This window comes from Pseudomonas sp. NFACC56-3 (genome assembly GCF_900100025.1).
In the GTDB taxonomy this organism is placed as follows: domain Bacteria; phylum Pseudomonadota; class Gammaproteobacteria; order Pseudomonadales; family Pseudomonadaceae; genus Aquipseudomonas; species Aquipseudomonas fluorescens_AA.
Genome location: NZ_FMTK01000002.1, coordinates 187477 through 207760, shown reverse-complemented (window position 1 = coordinate 207760; position 20284 = coordinate 187477). Strand labels below are relative to the sequence as shown.

The window sequence follows — 20284 nt, the reverse complement described above, 5'->3', positions numbered from 1 at the left end:
AATTCAGGAATTTTCTGATCCATGGGCAAATCGCTGGTCATTGTGGAATCCCCGGCTAAGGCCAAGACCATCAACAAGTATCTGGGCAACCAATACGTGGTGAAGTCGAGTATCGGCCATATCCGAGACCTGCCCACCAGCGGTTCGGCTAGCGCCAGCAAGGAGCCAGCCGCCAAGCGCGGCAAGGCTGCTGCCGGTGAAGCGCCGGCGCTGTCGCCCAAGGACAAGGCGCGCAAGCAGCTGGTCTCACGCATGGGGGTCGATCCGGAGCACGGCTGGAAAGCCAAGTACGAGATCCTCCCGGGCAAGGAAAAGGTCATCGAAGAGCTGCGCCGGCTCGCCAAGGATGCCGACACCATCTATCTCGCGACGGACTTGGACCGCGAAGGGGAAGCCATTGCCTGGCACCTGCGCGAAGCCATCGGTGGGGATGACAGCCGCTACAAGCGCGTGGTGTTCAACGAAATTACCAAGAAGGCCATCCAGGAAGCCTTCTCCCAGCCAGGCGAGCTGGATATCGATCGGGTCAACGCCCAGCAGGCGCGTCGTTTCCTCGACCGCGTGGTGGGCTACATGGTCTCGCCGCTGCTGTGGGCCAAGATCGCCCGTGGCCTGTCGGCTGGTCGCGTACAGTCGGTCGCCGTGAAGCTGGTGGTGGAGCGCGAGCGCGAGATCCGCGCGTTCATCCCTGAAGAGTACTGGGAAGTCCACGCCGACCTCGGCACCACCAAGGGCGCGACCGTGCGCTTCGACGTGGCCCGCGAGAAGGGCGAGGCCTTCAAGCCGCTCAACGAAGCCCAGGCCATGGCGGCGCTGGAGAAGCTCAAGGCTTCCAGCTACAGCATCGTCAAGCGCGAAGACAAGCCGACCAGCAGCAAGCCGTCGGCGCCGTTCATCACCTCCACGCTGCAACAGGCCGCAAGCAACCGCCTGGGCTTTGGCGTGAAGAAAACCATGATGATGGCCCAGCGTCTGTACGAAGCCGGCTACATCACCTATATGCGTACCGACTCGACCAACCTGTCGGCCGATGCCGTGGCGATGGCGCGCACTTATATAGAAAGCGAGTTCGGCAAGAAGTACCTGCCGGACACGCCGAACGTCTACAGCAGCAAGGAAGGCGCGCAGGAGGCTCACGAAGCGATTCGTCCGTCCGATGCCAACACTGAGCCAAGCAAGCTGTCGGGCATGGAGCGCGATGCCGAGCGTCTCTACGAGCTGATCTGGCGCCAGTTCCTGGCTTGCCAGATGCTGCCGGCGCAATACCTGTCGACCACGGTCAGCGTCGGTGCCGGTGACTTCGAGTTGCGTGCCAAGGGCCGCATCCTGAAGTTCGACGGCTACACCCGCGTCATGCCGCAAATCACCAAGCCTGGGGATGACGACGTCCTGCCGGACATGACCCAGGGCGACGTGATGAAGCTGATCAAGCTCGATCCGACCCAGCACTTCACCAAGCCGCCGGCCCGTTACTCCGAAGCCAGCCTGGTCAAGGAAATGGAAAAGCGTGGCATCGGTCGTCCTTCGACCTACGCCGCCATCATTTCCACCATCCAGGACCGCGGTTATGTGGCGCTGCACAACCGTCGTTTCTATTCGGAAAAGATGGGTGACATCGTCACCGAGCGTTTGTCCGAGAGCTTCTCGAACCTGATGGACTACGGCTTCACCGCCGGCATGGAAGAGAACCTCGACGATGTGGCCCAGGGCGAGCGGGACTGGAAAAACGTTCTCGACGAGTTCTACGGCGACTTCAAGAAAAAACTTGAAGTGGCGGAGAGCCCGGACAACGGCATGCGGGCCAACCAGCCGGTCATGACCGACATCCCGTGCCTGACCTGCGGCCGCCCGATGCAAATCCGTACCGCCTCGACCGGTGTCTTCCTCGGCTGCTCGGGCTACAGCCTGCCGCCCAAGGAACGCTGCAAGGCGACGGTCAACCTGGTGCCGGGCGATGAAATCGCCGCGGACGACGAGGGCGAATCGGAATCCCTGGTGCTGCGTGGCAAGCATCGCTGCCCGATCTGCAGCACCGCGATGGATGCCTACCTGCTGGATGAGAAGCGCAAGCTGCACATCTGCGGTAACAATCCGGACTGTGCCGGCTACGAGATTGAAGAGGGCACTTATCGCATCAAGGGTTACGAAGGCCCGAGCCTGGAATGCGACAAGTGTGGCAGCGAGATGCAGCTCAAGACCGGCCGTTTCGGCAAGTTCTTCGGCTGCACCAACCCGACCTGCAAAAACACGCGCAAACTGCTCAAGAGCGGTGATGCGGCGCCGCCGAAGATGGACCCGGTGAAAATGCCGGAGCTCAAGTGCGAGAAGGTCAACGACACCTATATCTTGCGTGACGGCGCTTCCGGCCTGTTCCTGGCAGCCAGCCAGTTCCCGAAAAACCGCGAGACCCGTGCACCGTTGGTGATGGAAATCCTCCCGCACAAGGATGAGATCGATCCGAAGTACCATTTCCTCTGTGAGGCACCGCAGAAGGATCCGGACGGGCGCCCTGCGGTCATTCGCTACAGCCGCAAGACCAAGGAGCAGTACGTGCAGACCGAAGTCGACGGCAAGCCGACCGGTTGGAAGGCGTACTACGATGGCGGTAAATGGACCGTTGAAGACAAGCGCTGATCGCCAGGGCTTGTCTGGAGGGGGGGCGCTTGTGGCGAGGGAGCTTGCTCCCGCTGGCGGCGCAGCCGCCCTCTACAATCGCTAAATCCGCATGGACCTGACAAAAAGGCCGCATGACAACCCATAGGTTTTCATGCGGCCTTTTTGTTTTTGGCTTGCAGTGGCCGCGGTTGATCCACGACACTGTCGCACTTGCGTGAAGCTTTCATTTCGTTGGGGAGATGCCGCCATGGCCCACGAACTCTATACCCGCACCAATCAGAAAATCTATTTCGCCGGCCTGTCGCTCGAAGCACTCACCAGGGCCGAGGACGGGCGTACGATGAATTCCCCGGCGCTGCTCCAGGCAGGACGTGAGTCCGCGCTGTTTCACCTGTACGGTGCGTTGTTGGGGCTGTGCCATGAAATCGCCGGTTTCTATCTCCTGCCACAAGCGAATGCCCCGCGGGCCGAGCTGCTGTTGACCCGCGAAGTGCTGGAAACCATCGCGATTCCGGAACTGGCCGAAATGGTCGAACTGGCGCATAACCCGGAAACCTGGCTTGCGAAGCTATTGGCGGCCCATGCGGCGCTGTTCGAGCCGCCCCGGGCCCCGCGCAAGCCCAAGGGGGACGTGACCCAACCGTTGATCGTGGCGGTCAATCTGGATGAGCAAGACCCGGAGCAGGAGCTGAGCCGGGAGGAACTGGAGAGCTGGCGCCAGAACCTCAAGAGCCTGGCGATACGCTTTCGTGAAGGGTTGAACGAGTGCTGAGTTTCCCCTCGGCCCGTTACGTTCGTTGATAACGCTTGGTCAAGATCCCGAGCGGAGCCTGGCCGATGACTATATAATCCTCGCCTTTCGTGGAGAACAGACTTTTATGCCTACGTCCTTTCTAGAAATTGTCGAACTTCCTGATGGCCGCATCGAGCTGCGCAGGGCCGAGGACGAGGGTTCTCTGGTTACCTTGAACTTCTCCGAAGACGCCAAGGTTTTCCTCCAGGGCCAACACGTCGAAGTCGCCAAGGCGATGCTGAGCGTGGGCGTCCAGATGGCAGGTCGCCTGGTTGAAGGCGAATTCAACAAGGAAGAGGGGCCGCGGGTTCTTCACTGATCCCGTCTGTCGGCTTTTTTGAATAGTGTGGCTGGTCGGCTTCTCTACTTTGGAGAAGCCCCGCGTTTGTCTTAGCCCAATCGAATATTCAGGCTTTGTGCGTCCCCGGTGCGGGCGGCGCTGATCAACTGTTGCCGTGCGGCCGTGGTCAATGGGTTGAGCCAGCTGACCACGGTGTGGCTACGGCCCAGGCGCAAGGCCTCGCAAGTCAACTGTTGGGCGCTTTGGGTGCCGCGTGGTTGCAGCAACAGGATGCGCTCACGGTTCAGGCCGGCGTCCCGCAGCCAGGCCTGGGTAACGCTGGCCGGTGGGGCGATCAGCGTCAACCAGCGAGCATCCTGGTCCTGGCTGAGTTCTCGCAGAATCGGCGCCAGCAGGTTCAGGCAGTTTCCGGCCGCACCACGTAACGACAGTTCGCTGAAGGCCTCGGGTTCGACGCCCCAGGGCGATTCGATGACCTCTTTCAGGACTGGAACCAGCGGTTGGGCCATGAATGCCTCGAACAGCGGAAGTTGTGTGTGTTGTGGTGTGTGAGGGAACTGCATAAAGCCTCCTTTAGCGGCGAATGACGCCGACGCTCAAGCCTTCGATGACCAGGTCCTGATCTTTCAGGTTCACTTCGATGGGGGCGAACTCCGGGTTCTCGGCAATGAGCCAGACCTTGCTGCCGTCGCGCTTGAAGCGCTTGACGGTCACCTCGTCGCCGATTCGCGCCACCACGATCTGGCCATTGCGGGCTTCGCGGGTGGTGTGGACGGCCAGGAGGTCACCGTCGAAGATGCCGATGTCCTTCATGCTCATGCCGTGTACACGGAGCAGGTAATCGGCCCGGGGATGAAAGAACGAAGGGTTGATGTTGCAGGACTCTTCGACGTGCTGCTGGGCAAGGATCGGTGCGCCCGCCGCGACCCGGCCGATGATCGGCAGGGTGGTTTCGTCGGCCTTGGCTTCGAAGCCGGGGATACGAATGCCACGGGATGCGCCCGGGGTCATTTCGATTGCGCCCTTGCGCGCCAGCGCCTTGAGGTGTTCTTCAGCGGCGTTGGGCGACTTGAAACCCAGTTCCTGGGCGATTTCCGCACGGGTCGGCGGGTAGCCGTTGTCTTCGAGGCAGCGTTTGATGAAGGCCAGAATCTCTGCTTGGCGTGGCGTCAGCTTTAGCATATTGATCGCTCTGTCTTTTTATACAGTGACTGGGATTATATACAGTGAACGCCACTTGGCAATCCTCCTTTTTCCACAGGCCGCTGGACGGTCGGTCGGGTTGTTGGATGGGGCAGGGCTACCCCCTGTGAAAAGGTGTGGTTAAATACGTGACCGGGCGTTCGCAAAACGCCCCGGCAGGCTTGACAACCCCTAGGCTGAAACGTATGTTTCAAACAAGTGTTTGTCAGGCGGAGTAACCATGGCCCAGTCGGAAACCGTTGAACGCATTCTCGATGCCGCCGAGCAATTGTTCGCGGAAAAAGGTTTCGCCGAAACCTCATTGCGTCTGATCACCAGCAAGGCCGGGGTCAACCTGGCGGCGGTGAACTATCACTTCGGCTCGAAAAAGGCTTTGATCCAAGCGGTCTTCTCGCGCTTCCTCGGGCCTTTCTGCCTCAGCCTCGATCGTGAGCTGGAGCGGCGCCAGGCCAAGCCTGACGTCAAGCCTACCCTGGAAGAGCTGCTGGAAATCCTGGTCGAGCAAGCCCTCGTCGTGCAGCCGCGCAGCGGTAACGACCTGTCCATTTTCATGCGCCTGCTGGGCCTGGCCTTCAGCCAGAGCCAGGGCCACCTGCGGCGTTACCTGGAAGACATGTACGGCAAGGTGTTCCGTCGCTACATGCTGTTGGTCAACGAAGCCGCACCGCGCATCCCTCCCATCGAGTTGTTCTGGCGGGTGCACTTCATGCTCGGCGCCGCCGCGTTCAGCATGTCCGGGATCAAGGCACTGCGGGCCATCGCTGAAACCGATTTTGGCGTGAACACCTCGATCGAGCAGGTGATGCGCCTGATGGTGCCGTTCCTGGCGGCCGGCATGCGTGCCGAAAGCGGCGTCACCGATGAGGCCATGGCGGCCGCGCAACTGCGTCCACGCAGCAAATCGACGCCGGCGCTGGCCAAGGCTTGAGTGCACGGGTGGGCGCGGCTGCCCACATCCGCTAAGCTAGCCGCCCATGCCGACTCTCGTTTCGAACCCGTTCCATTCTTTAGTGCATGACCGCGACCTGCCGGGCCCTGGGCCTGGCAGTTTGCTCATGTCTGTGTCACCGCGCGGGTTCATCGTTATTAAGGAAATGCTATGACTGCTGGCCTGCAAGGCTCGTTGATGGTGGACGTCGCCGGTACCTGGCTGACGGCCGAAGATCGCCACCTGTTGCGCCAGCCAGAAGTAGGCGGCCTGATCATTTTTGCTCGCAATATCGAGCATCCGCGGCAAGTGCGTGAACTGAGCGCGTCGATCCGCGCCATCCGTCCCGACCTTTTACTGGCGGTGGACCAGGAAGGTGGCCGCGTTCAGCGGCTGCGCCAGGGCTTTGTGCGGTTGCCGGCGATGCGGGCGATAGCCGACAACCCGAACGCCGAATACCTGGCCGAGCGGTGCGGCTGGATCATGGCCACCGAAGTGCTGGCGGTCGGTCTCGACTTGAGTTTTGCCCCGGTGCTGGATCTCGACTATCAGCGCAGCGCTGTCGTCGGCAGTCGTTCCTTCGAAGGCGACCCCGAGCGTGCGGCGTTGCTGGCCGGTGCCTTCATCCGTGGCATGCGCGCCGCCGGCATGGCAGCCACCGGCAAACACTTCCCGGGGCATGGCTGGGCCGAGGCCGATTCCCATGTGGCGATTCCGACCGATGAGCGCAGCCTCGAACAGATTCGGGCCAACGACCTGGTACCGTTTGCCAGGCTGAGCAAGCAACTGGCCGCCGTGATGCCGGCCCATGTCATCTATCCGCAGGTTGACGCCAATCCAGCCGGTTTTTCCCGCCGCTGGTTGCAGGACATTCTGCGCGGCGAGTTGCAATTCGAGGGCGTGATCTTCAGTGATGACCTGTCGATGGCCGGCGCGCATGTGGTCGGTGATGCCGCCAGTCGTATCGAGGCGGCGTTGACGGCGGGTTGCGACATGGGGCTGGTGTGTAATGATCGCGCCGCCGCGGAGTTGGCCTTGGGCGCCGCTCAACGCCTGAAGGTCAAGCCTTCGGCGCGGATCGCCCGTATGCGCGGCCAGGCCTATGCTTCCACGGAATACCGCCAGGACCCTCGCTGGTTGGCGGCGCTCGGCGCGCTGAGGGCAGCCCAGCTGATTGATTAGGGCTGAGCAATGTAGTGGACCCAGGTAATGTGGGCACCACAACGCCCTGTGGGAGCCGAGCTTGCTCGCGATGACGGCAGCACAGTCGACATCTGCGCCCATTGAACCACCGCTATCGCGAGCAAGCTCGCTCCCACAAGAATTGAAGGGGGTCAGCGCTTTTCCAGTTTGTCCGGCAGCGGCGCGAACAACGCCTCGATATCGTCGCTCTGCAATTTCCAATCTCCGGCCACGCGTCCGTCCAGCACGCCGGCCGCGAGGTCGGACTTTTCCTTTTGCAGCAGTTGGATCTTCTCTTCCACCGTGCCTCGGGCTATCAGCTTGTAGACGAACACCGGCTTTTCCTGGCCGATGCGGTAGGCACGGTCGGTAGCCTGGTTTTCGGTGGCCGGGTTCCACCACGGGTCGTAGTGAATCACCGTGTCGGCCTCGGTCAGGTTCAGGCCTACGCCACCGGCCTTCAGGCTGATCAGAAAGATCTGACGCTTGCCACTCTGGAATTCCTTGACGGGCGTGCGACGGTCCCGGGTCTGGCCGGTCAGGATGGCGTAATCGACGCCGCGTTTCTTCAGCTCATCTTCAATCAGCGCCAACATGGACGTGAACTGGGAAAACAGCAGCACCCGACGGCCTTCTTCAAACAGCTCGTCGAGCATTTCCATCAGGCTGTCGAGCTTGCCCGAGGTACTGCCTCGGGCGGGCAGGGTGGTGTCGTTGATCAGGCGCAGGTCGCAACACACCTGGCGCAGCTTAAGCAGCGCCTCGAGAATGATGATCTGGCTGCGGGCCACGCCTTTGCGAGTGATCTCGTCGCGGACCTTCTTGTCCATCGCCAGGCGCATGGTTTCGTAGACGTCCCGCTGGGCGTCGCTGAGTTCGACCCAATGGATGATCTCGGTCTTGGGCGGCAGTTCTGTCGCCACTTGTTCCTTGGTCCGGCGCAGCAGGAAGGGTTTTATCCGACCGTTGAGGTGCTGCAGTCGTACATCGCTGCCGCGCTTTTCGATCGGTACGCGGTAATCGCGGTTGAAACTCTTGACGTCCCCGAGCCAGCCCGGCAGCAGGAAGTGAAACAATGACCACAGTTCGCCCAGGTGGTTTTCCAGGGGGGTACCGGACAGGCACAGCCGCTGGCGGGCGTTCAGCTCGCGGGCGGCCTGGGCGGCTTTGCTGGTGGGGTTCTTGATGTACTGGGCTTCATCGAGGATCAGCACGTGCAATGGCTGCGCGGCCAGGCGCTCGACATCCTTGGGTAGCAGGGCATAGGTGGTGAGGACCAGGTCGTAATCGGCCAGTCGTTCGAAATGCTTTTTGCGCCCGGCGCCATACAGGGCCAGTACCTTGAGTTGCGGCGTGAAGTGAGCGGCCTCGTCGAGCCAGTTGGGGATCAGGCTGGTGGGCATCACCACCATGCACGGGCGATCGAGGCGCCCGGCGTTCTTTTCGCTGAGAATGTGCGCCAGGGTCTGTAGGGTTTTACCCAGGCCCATGTCGTCCGCGAGGATGCCGCCGACTTCCAGCTGCCGCAGTGACTGCATCCAGCTCAAGCCTTCGAGTTGATAAGGCCGTAGCGTCGCGTTTAGCCCTTCCGGCGCGGTGGTGGTGTAATCCTTGATGTCCCGCAGGCGCTGGGCCAGGCCGCGAATGTGTTCGCCACCTTCCCAGGTCAGTGGCATGTCCTGCAGCGGGTTCAGGCGCAAGGCGTCCGCGCTGTTGAGGCGCAGTTTGGTGGTGCCGGGCTCTTGCAGGTAGAACTCGCCCAGGGTCGCCAGCACCGGTTTCAGCCGGCCATAGGGCAGGGCCACCTGCTGCGGGCCGAACTCCGAGTTTGGACGGTTGGGCAGGTTGACCAGAATCAGTTCATCGTCCCGGCGCCTGGCCAGGCGTTCCGGGTTGAACAACTCGATGTGCGAGCGCATCAGGTTCAACAGGATCGGCAGCAGGCTCAGGCGCTCGCCGTTGACGATAATCCCCAGTTCCAGGTCGAACCAATCCCGTTCCGGTGTTTCCTCGACCGTGGCGTACCACTCGTCCACGGCCGTCAGGTCGAAGCCGAAGTCCTCGTCGATCTGCAATTCCCAGCCCTGGGTGCGCAGTTTCGGCAGGTCGTTGAGGGTGAACGTCAGCCAGGCACTGTCGTTGACCATTTCGTACAGTTCGCCAGCGCTTTCCGGCAGGGCCTTGCTTTGTCGGGTCGCGACCTTGAAGCCGAGGATTCGCAGCTGTTCGCGGTAGGACTGTTCCACATCGGTGTGGCGTTTTATCCGCAACGTCTGGGTTTCCTGGCGAATCAGCACGTCGGTGTTGCGCTGGCCGCTGACGTACTCGTCCAGATAGCTGAAGGACAAGGCGGCGCGGTGCTGGATGTAGCGTTGCATCTTGCCGTTGCGTGGCTCGAAGGCGCTGAACTCGATACTGGCCAGCCACAGGCGTGGCACCGGTTGTACGTTGTCCACCAGCACTTGCGGTGGGGCCTTGGGGCTGCGGTTGTCCAGCACGGCCTGGAGTTTTTCCAGCAATTGCGCGTCTTTTTCGGCGGCCGGGTAGGCCAGGGTTTCCTGGACTTGCAGCAACACCGCCGCGCAGTGCTTGCAGTTGATGCGCACCGGGCAGGAGCACGCGGCTTCGAGCAGAATCAACGCGCCCTTGGCTGACTCTTTAAGGCGAATGGTCTGACGGTAGACGTTGCCGCCAGAGCCTTCGCAACTGGCGGTGATGGTGCTGTCGCCGGCCTCGACGATCCTGACGCGGTTTTCCAGCGCATAACGGCGCCCGCGCTCCAAGCTCTGTTCCTTGAATCGATTGACCCAGGAAGGTGCCAGGGGTTTGCTCAGGGGCGAGGGCATAGGCGCGCCAATCAGTCCGGAATGACTTCAGGTGCCTGCCGTGGCGCGGGCGCGGTCAGCGAGGTGATCTTGATCAGCAGGCCGAGGTGACCGTTATCGAGGAAATTCAGTTGGCCATTTTTGGTATGGCTCTGCTGTTTGAGGCGCTCGCTGGCGGTGACCAGGCCATTGGCGTCGATCTGGTTGATCCAGAAATCGGCATCCACGTCGGTGAAGCGGCCCAGTTTCAGTTCCAGGGTGCCCTCGATGGGGAATTGTCCGAACTGTTCGACACCGTCGCTGATGGCGACTTTACGGCCCTGTTCACCGAGCGTCTGCTGCCAGGCCTTGTGCATCAATACCGTGTATTGGCCGCTGGCGCTGAGTTTCTCGACGATGTTGCCCAGGGCTGGCGTGCGCTGGCTGTCCGCGCCGAGGCGTTGCGCACCGGCGTCCCAGTCTTCCGGCGCGGCGCGGCTGACAATCGCCGGCTCCGCGTTCTGCCGGACCAGAATCATTTCAACCTGATACAGGTCGTCGGCAAACGCCAGGGGAGCGACCAGGGTCAACAACAAGGTCAGTGAGCGAAACAGGCGCATGGGGCGTCCTTCAAGCAGTGGTCGGAGTGAGGCGCTCGAACAGCGCCTCTACGGTGTTGAAACGCTCTTCCGCGCGTTCCATGGGCACCATGAATTTGAACATCGTGGCCCCTTCGAATTTGTAGCGTTTGGGCTGGCCCTGGATCAACTTGATCAGCACCAGCGGGTCGACCGGGGTCTGGGCTTCGAACTCGATCCGGCCGCCGTTGGGGCCGCCATCGACTTTCTTGATGCCCAGTTGCTCGGCCTTGAGCTTGAGCAGCGTAGTGCGCACCAGGTTTTTGGTCGGCTCCGGCAGCAGGCCGAAGCGGTCGATCATCTCCACCTGCAGGTCCTTGAGGCCTTCCTCGTCGCTGGCCGAGGCGATGCGTTTGTAGAGAATCAGTCGTGCGTGGACGTCCGGCAGGTAGTCTTCCGGGATCAACGCTGGCACTCGCAGATTGATTTCCGGCCCGCCGCCCAGGGGTTGATCGAGGTTCGGCTGTTCGCCCTTGCGGATCGACTTGACCGCCCGTTCGAGCATTTCCATGTACAGGGTGAAGCCGACGGCCTGGATCTGGCCACTCTGGCCGTCGCCGAGCAATTCGCCGGCGCCACGGATTTCCAGGTCGTTGGTGGCCAGCACGAAACCGGCGCCGAGGTCCTGGGTGTTAGCGATGGCTTCCAGGCGCTTTTCCGCATCCGGGGTGATCTGCTGGCGCGGTGGCGTCAACAGGTAGGCATAGGCCTGGTGGTGGCTACGACCGACCCGGCCGCGCAACTGGTGCAGCTGGGCCAGGCCGAATTTGTCGGCGCGCTCGATGATGATGGTGTTGGCGCTCGGCACGTCGATGCCGGTCTCGATGATGGTCGAGGCGATCAGCACGTTGAAGCGCTTGTGGTAGAAGTCGCTCATCACCTGTTCGAGTTCACGTTCGCGCATCTGCCCGTGGCCGATGCCGATGCGCGCTTCCGGCACCAGTTCGGCCAGGTCGGCGGCGCATTTCTCGATGGTCTTCACGTCGTTGTGCAGGTAATAGACCTGACCACCACGCAGCAGCTCACGCAGCAGGGCTTCCTTGACGGTGCTTTTGTTCTGCTCCATGACAAAGGTGCGCACCGACAGGCGCCGGGCCGGCGGCGTGGCGATGATCGACAGGTCGCGCATGCCCGACACCGCCATGTTCAGCGTGCGGGGGATCGGCGTGGCGGTCAGGGTCAGGATGTCGACTTCGCTGCGCAGGGCCTTGAGCTGTTCTTTCTGGCGCACGCCAAAACGGTGTTCTTCGTCGATGATCACCAGCCCCAGGTTCTTGATCTTCACGTCGTCCTGCAGCAGCTTGTGCGTGCCGATGACGATGTCGATCTTGCCCTCGGCCAGTTCGGCCACGGCGGCGTTCACTTCCTTGGTGGATTTGAAGCGGCTCATCACTTCCACGGTCACCGGCCAGTCGGCGAAGCGGTCGCGGAAACTGTTGTAGTGCTGCTGGGCGAGCAGGGTGGTCGGGACCAGGATCGCCACCTGCTTGCCACCGTGCACGGCAATGAACGCGGCGCGCATCGCCACTTCGGTCTTGCCGAAGCCCACGTCGCCGCATACCAGCCGGTCCATGGGCTTGGGCGCGAGCATGTCGGCGCGCACGGCTTCGATGGTGGTCTGCTGGTCGACGGTTTCTTCGAACGGGAAACCGGCGCTGAAGGTCTCGTAGTCGGCTTTCGGATCGGCGAAGGCGTAGCCCTCGCGGGCGGCGCGACGGGCGTAAATGTCCAGCAGTTCGGCGGCCACGTCGCGCACCTGTTCGGCCGCCTTGCGCTTGGCTTTCTGCCAGGTTTCCGAGCCCAGGCGATGCAGCGGGGCGAGGGCGTCGTCGCTGCCGGTGTAGCGGGCGATCAGGTGCAGGTTCGCCACCGGCACGTAGAGCTTGGCGCCCTCGGCGTATTCCAGGGTCAGGAACTCGGCGGCCTGGTTGTCGATTTCCAGGGTCGCCAGGCCCAGGTAGCGGCCCACGCCGTGGTCGATATGCACCACCGGCGCGCCTTCGCGCAGTTCGGTGAGGTTCTTGATGACGGCGTCGTTGGCGGCGTCGGCGCGTTTCTCGCGACGGCGGCGCTGCATGACGCGCTGGCCGAACAAAGGACTTTCCGCCACCAGTGCCAGGGCCGGGTCATCCAGGACCAGGCCGTCGTTCAACGGCGCGATGGTGATCGCCAGGCGATCCTTGCCGGCGACGAAGTCCGGCCAGCTGTCCACCGTCTTCGGCCGCAGCTTCAGGCGTTCGAGCAGTTCCAACAGCACTTCGCGACGCCCCGCGGACTCAGCGGTGAACAGGACGCGACCGGGGAATGCGTCGAGAAAGCCCGCCAGTGCCGCCAGTGGTTGCGTGGCCTTGGCTTCGATGGCCAGGTCCGGCAATGCTCTGGCCGGGAAGCGCTCACGGCCAACGCCGGTTTCCACGTCCTGCTGACTCGCCACCACCCGTGGCCAACTCTTGAGGCGGGCAAAGCAGTCTTCCACCGGCAGGAATAGCTCGGCCGGTGGCAATAAAGGACGGGCAGGATCGACGCGACGCTCTTCGTAGCGGTTGCGCACGTCGTTCCAGAAGTTTTCCGCCGCCTGCTCGATGCCCGGCAGGGAAAACACCTGGGTGTCCTGGGGCAGGTAATCGAACAGGGTGGAGGTTTCTTCGAAAAACAGCGGCAGGTAGTACTCGATGCCGGCGGGGGTGATTCCGCTGCTCAGGTCCTGGAAGATCGGGCAGCGGCGGAAATCCACATCGAAGCGCTCGCGAAAGCGCGCCTTGAAACGGGTCACGGCGTCTTTCTGCAGCGGGAATTCCTTGGCCGGCAACAGGCGGATCGACTGCACTTTGTCGATGGAGCGCTGGTTTTCCGGGTCGAAGGTGCGCAGGGTCTCGATTTCGTCATCGAACAGGTCGATGCGATACGGCAGTTTGCTGCCCATCGGGAACAGGTCGATCAAGGCGCCACGCACCGCGAACTCGCCGTGCTCGTACACCGTGTCGACACAACGATAGCCACTAGCCTCGAGGCGGGTGCGCATTTGCTCGACGTCGAGCTTCTGGCCGATGTCCAGCACCAGGCTGCTGCCGAGCAGGAATTGGGTCGGGGCCAGGCGATGTAGGGCCGTGGTGATCGGCACTACCAAAACGCCATGACTGAGCTCCGGCAGCCGATAAAGGCTGGCTATTCGCTGGGAAATGATGTCCTGGTGCGGTGAAAACAGATCGTAGGGCAGGGTTTCCCAGTCCGGGAAATGCAAGACCGGCAAATCCGGAGCGAAAAAACTCAGCTCCTGTTCCAACCGTTCGGCGCTTTGGCTGTCGGCGGTCAGCAGCAGGGTAAAACGCTTTGCAGCGCTGGCAGCCTCGGCGATGGCCAGGCTCAGGGCGGCACCGGGCAGGTTGCCCCAGTGCTGTTTACCTGCCGCGGCAGGGAGAAGCGGAAGACGCAGAACGGGCACGGAAGATTGAGCTCCAGCATTGCGACAAAGTCGACAATTGTAGCGGGGGAAGGGGGCTGCTGTCAGTCGCAGACTACCCAGGTCGGCAGGAAAACCACGGCGCGACGGGTGCGCATTGCTCCGCCGAGGACTCGGCGGCATAATGTAGCCCCTTTTTTCAGCCCCTACATGTGGAAGGTTACCGTGACTCAGAAGCCCGACCAGTGTCTTGGTGAATGGATTGATCGTGAAGCGCTCGCCGAAGCGATGATCCCCCTCATCGGTCAGCTCTACCGCAATAACAACGTGGTGAGCTCGATCTATGGCCGCAGCCTGATCAACCAGTCTGTCATCGCGATCCTCAAAGCCCACCGCTTTGCTCGCCACCGTTCTTCCGACGACAGCGAACTCTCCGTCCACGAAACATTCCCTCTGCTCAAGGCCATGAGCGAGCTCAAGCTCGGCGCGGCGTCGGTGGACTTGGGCAAACTGGCGTTCAAATTCCGCAACGAAGGCAATGGCCGTAGCGCCGAGCAGTTCGTGCGTGAAGAGATGGCTGATGTGGTTGGCCAGCAGAACGTTTCGGCTCGCAAAGGCACTGACGTGGTCCTGTACGGCTTCGGCCGTATCGGCCGCCTGCTGGCGCGCATCCTGATCGAAAAAACCGGTGGTGGCGACGGCCTGCGCCTGCGGGCCATCGTGGTGCGCAAGGGTGCCGAGAACGACCTGACCAAGCGTGCCAGCCTGCTGCGCCGTGACTCGGTCCATGGTTCGTTCAACGGCACCATCACCATCGACGAAGAAAACAACACCATCACCGCCAACGGCAACCTGATCCAGGTGATCTACGCGAAGAACCCGACCGAGGTGGACTACACCCAGTACGGTATCAAGGATGCGCTGCTGGTGGACAACACCGGTGTATGGCGTGACGCCGACGGCCTGGGCCAGCACCTGGCCTGCCCGGGTGTCGATCGCGTTGTCCTGACCGCGCCAGGCAAGGGCAAGCTGAAGAACATCGTTCACGGCATCAACCACGGCGACATCACCGCTGACGACAAGATCGTCTCCGCCGCCTCTTGCACCACCAACGCCATCGTGCCGGTGCTCAAGGCCGTGAACGACAAGTTCGGCATCGTCAACGGTCACGTCGAAACGGTTCACTCGTACACCAACGACCAGAACCTGATCGACAACTTCCACAAGGGCGATCGCCGTGGCCGCAGCGCCGCGCTGAACATGGTCATCACCGAGACCGGTGCCGCCACCGCCGCCGCCAAGGCCCTGCCTGAACTGGCCGGCAAGCTGACCGGCAACGCGATCCGCGTGCCGACGCCGAACGTGTCGATGGCCATTCTCAACCTGAACCTCGAGAAAGCCGCCACCCGTGAAGAGATGAACGAGTACCTGCGCTACATGGCGCTGCACTCCGAACTGCATAAGCAGATCGACTTCGTCAATTCCCAGGAAGTGGTGTCCACCGACTTCGTGGGCTCGCGCCACGCCGGTGTCGTGGATGCCGAGGCCACCATCAGCCAAGACAACCGCGTTGTCCTGTACGTCTGGTACGACAACGAATTCGGTTACAGCTGCCAGGTGGTTCGCGTGATGGAAGACATGGCCGGGGTAAACCCGCCAGCGTTCCCGCGCTAAGCCTTAGCCGCTTGTAAAAACGCCCCGACTTGTCGGGGCGTTTTTTTATCTAGAGGTTTTGTGTTGAGTGTCCCGGCCTCTTCGCGAGCAAGCCCGCTCCCACAGTTGACCGAGTTGTTGCTGATGTATGCGTTCCAATGTGGGAGCGGGCTTGCTCGCGAAGGAGTCTATCAGGCGCCGCTCGCCATCGAAGCCTGCGCAGTCCGCAGTTCATGCCGATTGCCCTTGAACAACACCAGGGTCGCAATCAACCCCAGCACCGCCGCCCCACTGAGCCATATCCCCGGTGCAGCCTTGTTGTCGAGCGCATGGATCAGGTAGGTACAGGCCGCCGGAGTAAATCCGCCGAACGTCGCTGTCGCCAGGCTGTAGGCCAGGGAGAAACCGGTGGTGCGCACTTCAACCGGCATGATTTCCGTCAAGGCCACCACCATGGCACCGTTGTAGGATCCGTACAGGAACGACAGCCATAGTTCGACGATCAGCAAGTGGCTGAAACTGGGATTCGCCACCAGCCAGGCCAGCGCCGGATAGGCGGTCAGGATTGCCAGGATCGTCGCACCGAGGAGCAGGGGTTTGCGTCCGATCTTGTCGGAAAACGCCCCCATCACAGGCAGCCAGAAGAAGTTCGACAAGCCGATGCACACCGTGACCAGCAGCGCATCCAGGTCCGACAGGTTCAACTCGGCCTTGCCGAAGGTCGGTGTGTAGGCGGTGATCAGGTAGAACGACACGGTGGTCATCACCACCAGCGCCATGCCGGCCAAGACAATGCCGAAGTTCTGGCCGATGGAGCGGACAATTTCCGACAGGGTTGGGCGGTGTTTTCTTGCTTGGAATTCAGGTGTTTCTTCCAGCGAGCGACGAATCATGAAGATGGCCGGGACAATCATGCACCCCACCAGGAACGGTACGCGCCAGCCCCAATCGCCCATCTCCTGGGGGCTCAGCCAGTGATTGAGGCCAACCCCCAGCAAGCCGGCAAACACCACCGCCGCCTGTTGGCTGGCGGATTGCCAACTGACAAAGAAGCCTTTGCGCCCCGGCGTGGAGATTTCCGCCAGGTAGACCGACACGCCACCCAGCTCCACGCCTGCGGAGAAGCCTTGCAGCAATCGGCCCAGCAGCACTAGCAAAGGGGCCGTCACGCCGAGGGTCGCGTAGCCTGGCACGCAGGCGATCAGTAGGGTGCCCATGGCCATCAGCACCAGGGTGATGATCAAGCCTTTGCGACGGCCATGGCGGTCGATGTAGGCACCAAGAAAAATCGCCCCCAGGGGACGCATCAGGAATCCGGCACCGAACGTGGCCAGGGACAGCATCAGCGAGGCGAACGCACTGTCGGCGGGGAAGAACGTCTTGGCGATGGCCGTGGCGTAGAAGCCGTAGACCATGAAGTCGAACATCTCCAGGAAGTTGCCGCTGACAACGCGAAAAATCGCCTTGCCGTTGCTCGTGGTGGAAGACATTTTGGGTACTCACTCTGGCAAATCTTGTATGAAGGCGCTGCACGCTGTGGGGGGGGCGGCCTGTGGGGAAAAGCTTGCTTGCGATGAACGATAACGCAGCCTTGTAGCTGGACCGTGTCGCACGCATCGCGAGCAAGCTTTGCTCCCACAGGTCTGATCCCACAGGTTCGCGCACGCACGCGCTGAAGCCCATAATGGCGGGCGCGGTTTTGAGGGGAGATGAAGAATTGTTAACTGGACGATGGCGGATACTTGTGATCTTGGCCGGTGTTTTGTCCGGCTGCGGTAATGGCGACACCCTCGAGCGCTTCGCCGGTCCGACCATGGGCAGCCATTATTCCATTCAGTACGTCAGGCATTCCGCCGGGCCCGCTCCGAAAACGGTGCAGGCCGAGGTGGAAAACATCCTTGCCGAAGTGGATCGGCAATTCTCGACCTATCGCGGCGATTCGGACGTTGAGCGCTTCAACGCATTGCCGGCCAACAGTTGCCAGGTCATGCCTGGGCCGGTCCTGGCGTTGATCCGCGTGGGCGAGCAGTTGTCGATTCAAAGCGAGGGCGCCTTCGATCTGACCGTAGAACCGCTGCTGAACCTGTGGGGCTTCGGGCCCCAGTCCCGGGAAGAGAAAGTGCCGGCTGCAGAAACCTTGACCTTGGTGCGCCAGCGCGTCGGTCATGGTCATTTGCGTATTGAGGGCGACCGGTTGTGCAAGGACGCCGCGGTGGAAGTCGATTTCAACAGTATCGCCGCCGGTTATGCCGTCGACCGCATCGCCGCGAGGCTCCAGGCCCTGGGCATCGACAGTTACCTGGCCGAAGCCACCGGGGAACTCAAGGCCGTCGGGCGCAAACCCGATGGTTCGGCCTGGCGCATCGCCCTGGAAGAGCCCCGGGATGACCGGCAAGTGGCGGAGCGTGTCATCGAGGTCAACGGCTACGGGGTTTCCACCTCGGGTGACTACCGTCATTACTTCGAACAGGGCGGTCAGCGTTATTCCCACACCTTCGATGCACGCACTGGTGCGCCGGTCCTACATAACCTGGCGTCAGTCACGGTGATTCATCCTTCGGCGCTGATGGCCGATGGACTATCGACGCTGTTGCTGATTCTTGGCCCTGAACGGGGTTGGGACTATGCCGAAAAACATGGCATCGGGGTATTTTTCGTGCTCCGGGACGGCAATGGCTTTGTCACCCGTACCAACGATGCGTTTGAACGGATCAGCGGCGGGAAAACCCAATGATGACAGTCTTCAGGATGTAGGCGACCTGTGGCGAGGGAGCTTGCTCCCGCTGGGCTGCGTAGCAGACCCATTTTTGTGAGCGCTTCGCACTCAAGCGGGAGCAAGCTCCCTCGCCACGGTGATTTGGGCAAGCACCGACAGCGTTTTGAAAGCTTGCCTGTGGCGAAATAGCGCAGGCAAAGGGGGCGTTCTCAATTAGTTTCCCCACCGCGCCGGGTCTGCTGTTGTGCAGGGCAAGGCGCGAGAAGCGTGGTTTGGTCATTCCAAATAAGCTTCGAGCAACGCAGCCCTGCACAACAGCAGGCCCGGCCCTCCGGGTTGCGCCTTAAAGCGGGCCATGCTGCGTTGCAGGCCTTGGAAAGGGAACACCATTCCCAGCGGCCTGCGCCTTGTCTGGCCCGCTTTAAGGCACAACGCGGTGGGGAAACTAATTGAGAACGCCCCCTAGCCTACGACGCGACCAAGGGGTAATGTGCGCGGCGTTGACGCTTCTATAGACTGTGGCCGGGCTCGTGAACCGGCCCCAAATTGTTCCTTCATGCCGCAGGCCGGCATGATTTAGCCGTCGATGCCTAGTGAGGCGTCGCGGCCTGTTCTGAGGAGTACGCATGGCTGTCTACAACTACGACGTGGTGGTACTGGGCTCCGGCCCGGCGGGGGAAGGCGCGGCGATGAACGCGGCCAAGGCAGGGCGCAAGGTGGCGATGGTCGACAGCCGTCGGCAGGTCGGCGGCAACTGCACCCACTTGGGTACCATCCCGTCCAAGGCCTTGCGTCACTCGGTCCGGCAGATCATGCAGTTCAACACCAACCCGATGTTCCGGGCCATCGGCGAGCCGCGCTGGTTCTCCTTCCCTGACGTGCTCAAGAGCGCCGAGAAGGTGATCTCCAAGCAAGTGGCCTCGCGCACCGGCTACTACGCCCGCAACCGCGTGGACGTGTTCTTCGGCACGGGCAGCTTTGCCGACGAGCAGACGGTCGAAGTGGTGTGCGGCAATGGCGTGGTCGAGAAGCTGGTGGCCAAGCACATCATCATCGCCACCGGTTCGCGCCCGTATCGCCCGGCCGACATCGATTTCAACCATGCGCGGATCTACGATAGCGACACCATCCTGAGCCTGGGCCACACCCCGCGTAAGCTCATCGTCTACGGTGCCGGCGTGATCGGTTGCGAATACGCCTCGATCTTCAGTGGCCTGGGCGTGCTGGTGGAACTGGTGGATAACCGCGGCCAGTTGTTGAGCTTCCTCGACTCGGAAATTTCCCAGGCCCTGAGCTATCACTTCAGCAACAACAACATCACCGTGCGCCACAACGAAGAATACGAGCGTGTCGAAGGCGTCGACAACGGCGTGATCCTGCACCTCAAGTCCGGCAAGAAGATCAAGGCCGATGCCTTGCTCTGGTGCAACGGTCGTACCGGCAACACCGACACCCTGGGCCTGGAAAACATCGGCGTGAAGGTCAACAGCCGCGGCCAGATCGAAGTCGACGAGAACTACCGCACCTGCGTGCCGAACATCTATGGTGCCGGTGACGTGATCGGTTGGCCGAGCCTGGCCAGTGCCGCCCACGACCAGGGCCGTTCGGCCGCCGGCAGCATTGTCGACAACGGCAGCTGGCGCTTCGTCAACGACGTGCCGACCGGCATCTACACCATTCCGGAGATCAGCTCGATCGGCAAGAACGAGCAGGAGTTGACCCAGGCCAAGGTGCCGTACGAAGTCGGCAAGGCGTTCTTCAAGAGCATGGCGCGCGCGCAGATCGCCGGCGAGCCGCAAGGCATGCTGAAGATCCTGTTCCATCGCGAGACCCTGGAAGTGCTGGGCGTGCACTGCTTCGGTTACCAGGCGTCGGAGATCGTGCACATCGGCCAGGCGATCATGAACCAGCCGGGCGAGCTGAACACGCTGAAGTACTTCGTCAACACCACGTTCAACTACCCGACCATGGCCGAAGCCTATCGGGTAGCGGCCTATGACGGGCTCAACCGGCTTTTTTGAGCGGCTCCGGCCGGTGGCCTGAGCCGGCC

At 61.8% G+C, this 20284-nt stretch carries 14 protein-coding genes; 8 read left to right on the top strand and 6 right to left on the bottom strand.

From position 1 onward, the window contains the following. Positions 1-21 precede the first annotated feature (21 nt). The 3 genes from topA to BLO80_RS03985 all read left to right on the top strand — a co-directional run bounded on the left by topA (position 22) and on the right by BLO80_RS03985 (position 3728). The gene (gene topA, locus BLO80_RS03995) at positions 22-2634 is read left to right on the top strand and encodes a type I DNA topoisomerase (RefSeq protein ID WP_092326921.1); all 2613 of its coding nucleotides are present in this window, start codon (positions 22-24) and stop codon (positions 2632-2634) included. A 229-nt stretch (positions 2635-2863) separates the two neighbouring features. Then, the gene (locus BLO80_RS03990; protein WP_092326920.1) at positions 2864-3388 is read left to right on the top strand and encodes a DUF6586 family protein; all 525 of its coding nucleotides are present in this window, start codon (positions 2864-2866) and stop codon (positions 3386-3388) included. Between the two features lie 106 nt (positions 3389-3494). After that, on the top strand, positions 3495-3728 hold the full coding sequence (locus BLO80_RS03985; protein ID WP_003183419.1) for a hypothetical protein: 234 nt from the start codon (positions 3495-3497) through the stop codon (positions 3726-3728). A gap of 71 nt (positions 3729-3799) precedes the next feature. Here BLO80_RS03985 and sulA read toward each other — a convergent pair whose 3' ends face one another. After that, entirely contained in the window at positions 3800-4273 is a 474-nt protein-coding gene (sulA, locus tag BLO80_RS03980; protein ID WP_060738408.1) for an SOS-induced cell division inhibitor SulA, read from the bottom strand. Between the two features lie 10 nt (positions 4274-4283). Beyond that, complete coding sequence (gene lexA, locus BLO80_RS03975; RefSeq protein WP_003199651.1) at positions 4284-4892, bottom strand: transcriptional repressor LexA; 609 nt, start codon at positions 4890-4892, stop codon at positions 4284-4286. Positions 4893-5133: 241 nt separating this feature from the next. Here lexA and BLO80_RS03970 point away from each other — a divergent pair, with 241 nt between their 5' ends. Both BLO80_RS03970 and nagZ read left to right on the top strand, forming a co-directional pair. Beyond that, on the top strand, positions 5134-5841 hold the full coding sequence (locus BLO80_RS03970) for a TetR/AcrR family transcriptional regulator (RefSeq protein ID WP_013692622.1): 708 nt from the start codon (positions 5134-5136) through the stop codon (positions 5839-5841). Between the two features lie 183 nt (positions 5842-6024). After that, positions 6025-7023, top strand: a complete 999-nt coding sequence (gene nagZ / locus BLO80_RS03965) for a beta-N-acetylhexosaminidase (protein WP_175459450.1) — start codon at positions 6025-6027, stop codon at positions 7021-7023. A gap of 152 nt (positions 7024-7175) precedes the next feature. On the opposite strand, the gene BLO80_RS03960 is transcribed toward nagZ, so the two are convergent. From BLO80_RS03960 to mfd, 3 genes are read right to left on the bottom strand one after another with little or no spacing between them, the layout of a single operon-like run. Continuing rightward, positions 7176-9869, bottom strand: a complete 2694-nt coding sequence (locus tag BLO80_RS03960) for a DEAD/DEAH box helicase (RefSeq protein WP_092326917.1) — start codon at positions 9867-9869, stop codon at positions 7176-7178. Between the two features lie 11 nt (positions 9870-9880). Next, the gene (locus tag BLO80_RS03955; protein WP_092326916.1) at positions 9881-10447 is read right to left on the bottom strand and encodes a CsiV family protein; all 567 of its coding nucleotides are present in this window, start codon (positions 10445-10447) and stop codon (positions 9881-9883) included. A 10-nt stretch (positions 10448-10457) separates the two neighbouring features. Further along, positions 10458-13907: a transcription-repair coupling factor gene (mfd, locus tag BLO80_RS03950; protein WP_092326915.1), complete on the bottom strand. Its 3450-nt coding sequence runs from the start codon at positions 13905-13907 to the stop codon at positions 10458-10460. 168 nt (positions 13908-14075) lie between these two features. On the opposite strand from mfd, the gene BLO80_RS03945 reads away from it, so the two are divergent. Next, the gene (locus BLO80_RS03945) at positions 14076-15539 is read left to right on the top strand and encodes a glyceraldehyde-3-phosphate dehydrogenase (RefSeq protein WP_092326913.1); all 1464 of its coding nucleotides are present in this window, start codon (positions 14076-14078) and stop codon (positions 15537-15539) included. A 170-nt stretch (positions 15540-15709) separates the two neighbouring features. Here BLO80_RS03945 and BLO80_RS03940 read toward each other — a convergent pair whose 3' ends face one another. Continuing rightward, a complete protein-coding gene (locus BLO80_RS03940; protein ID WP_092326912.1) occupies positions 15710-17008 on the bottom strand; it encodes an MFS transporter in 1299 nt (432 codons plus the stop codon). A gap of 254 nt (positions 17009-17262) precedes the next feature. On the opposite strand from BLO80_RS03940, the gene BLO80_RS03935 reads away from it, so the two are divergent. Together BLO80_RS03935 and sthA are read left to right on the top strand one after the other, a co-directional pair. Continuing rightward, positions 17263-18252: an FAD:protein FMN transferase gene (locus tag BLO80_RS03935; protein ID WP_092326910.1), complete on the top strand. Its 990-nt coding sequence runs from the start codon at positions 17263-17265 to the stop codon at positions 18250-18252. 608 nt (positions 18253-18860) lie between these two features. Continuing rightward, positions 18861-20255 carry a Si-specific NAD(P)(+) transhydrogenase gene (sthA, locus tag BLO80_RS03930; protein ID WP_092197335.1) on the top strand — a complete coding sequence of 465 codons (1395 nt, stop codon included), beginning with the start codon at positions 18861-18863 and terminating at the stop codon, positions 20253-20255. The last annotated feature ends 29 nt before the right edge of the window (positions 20256-20284 follow it).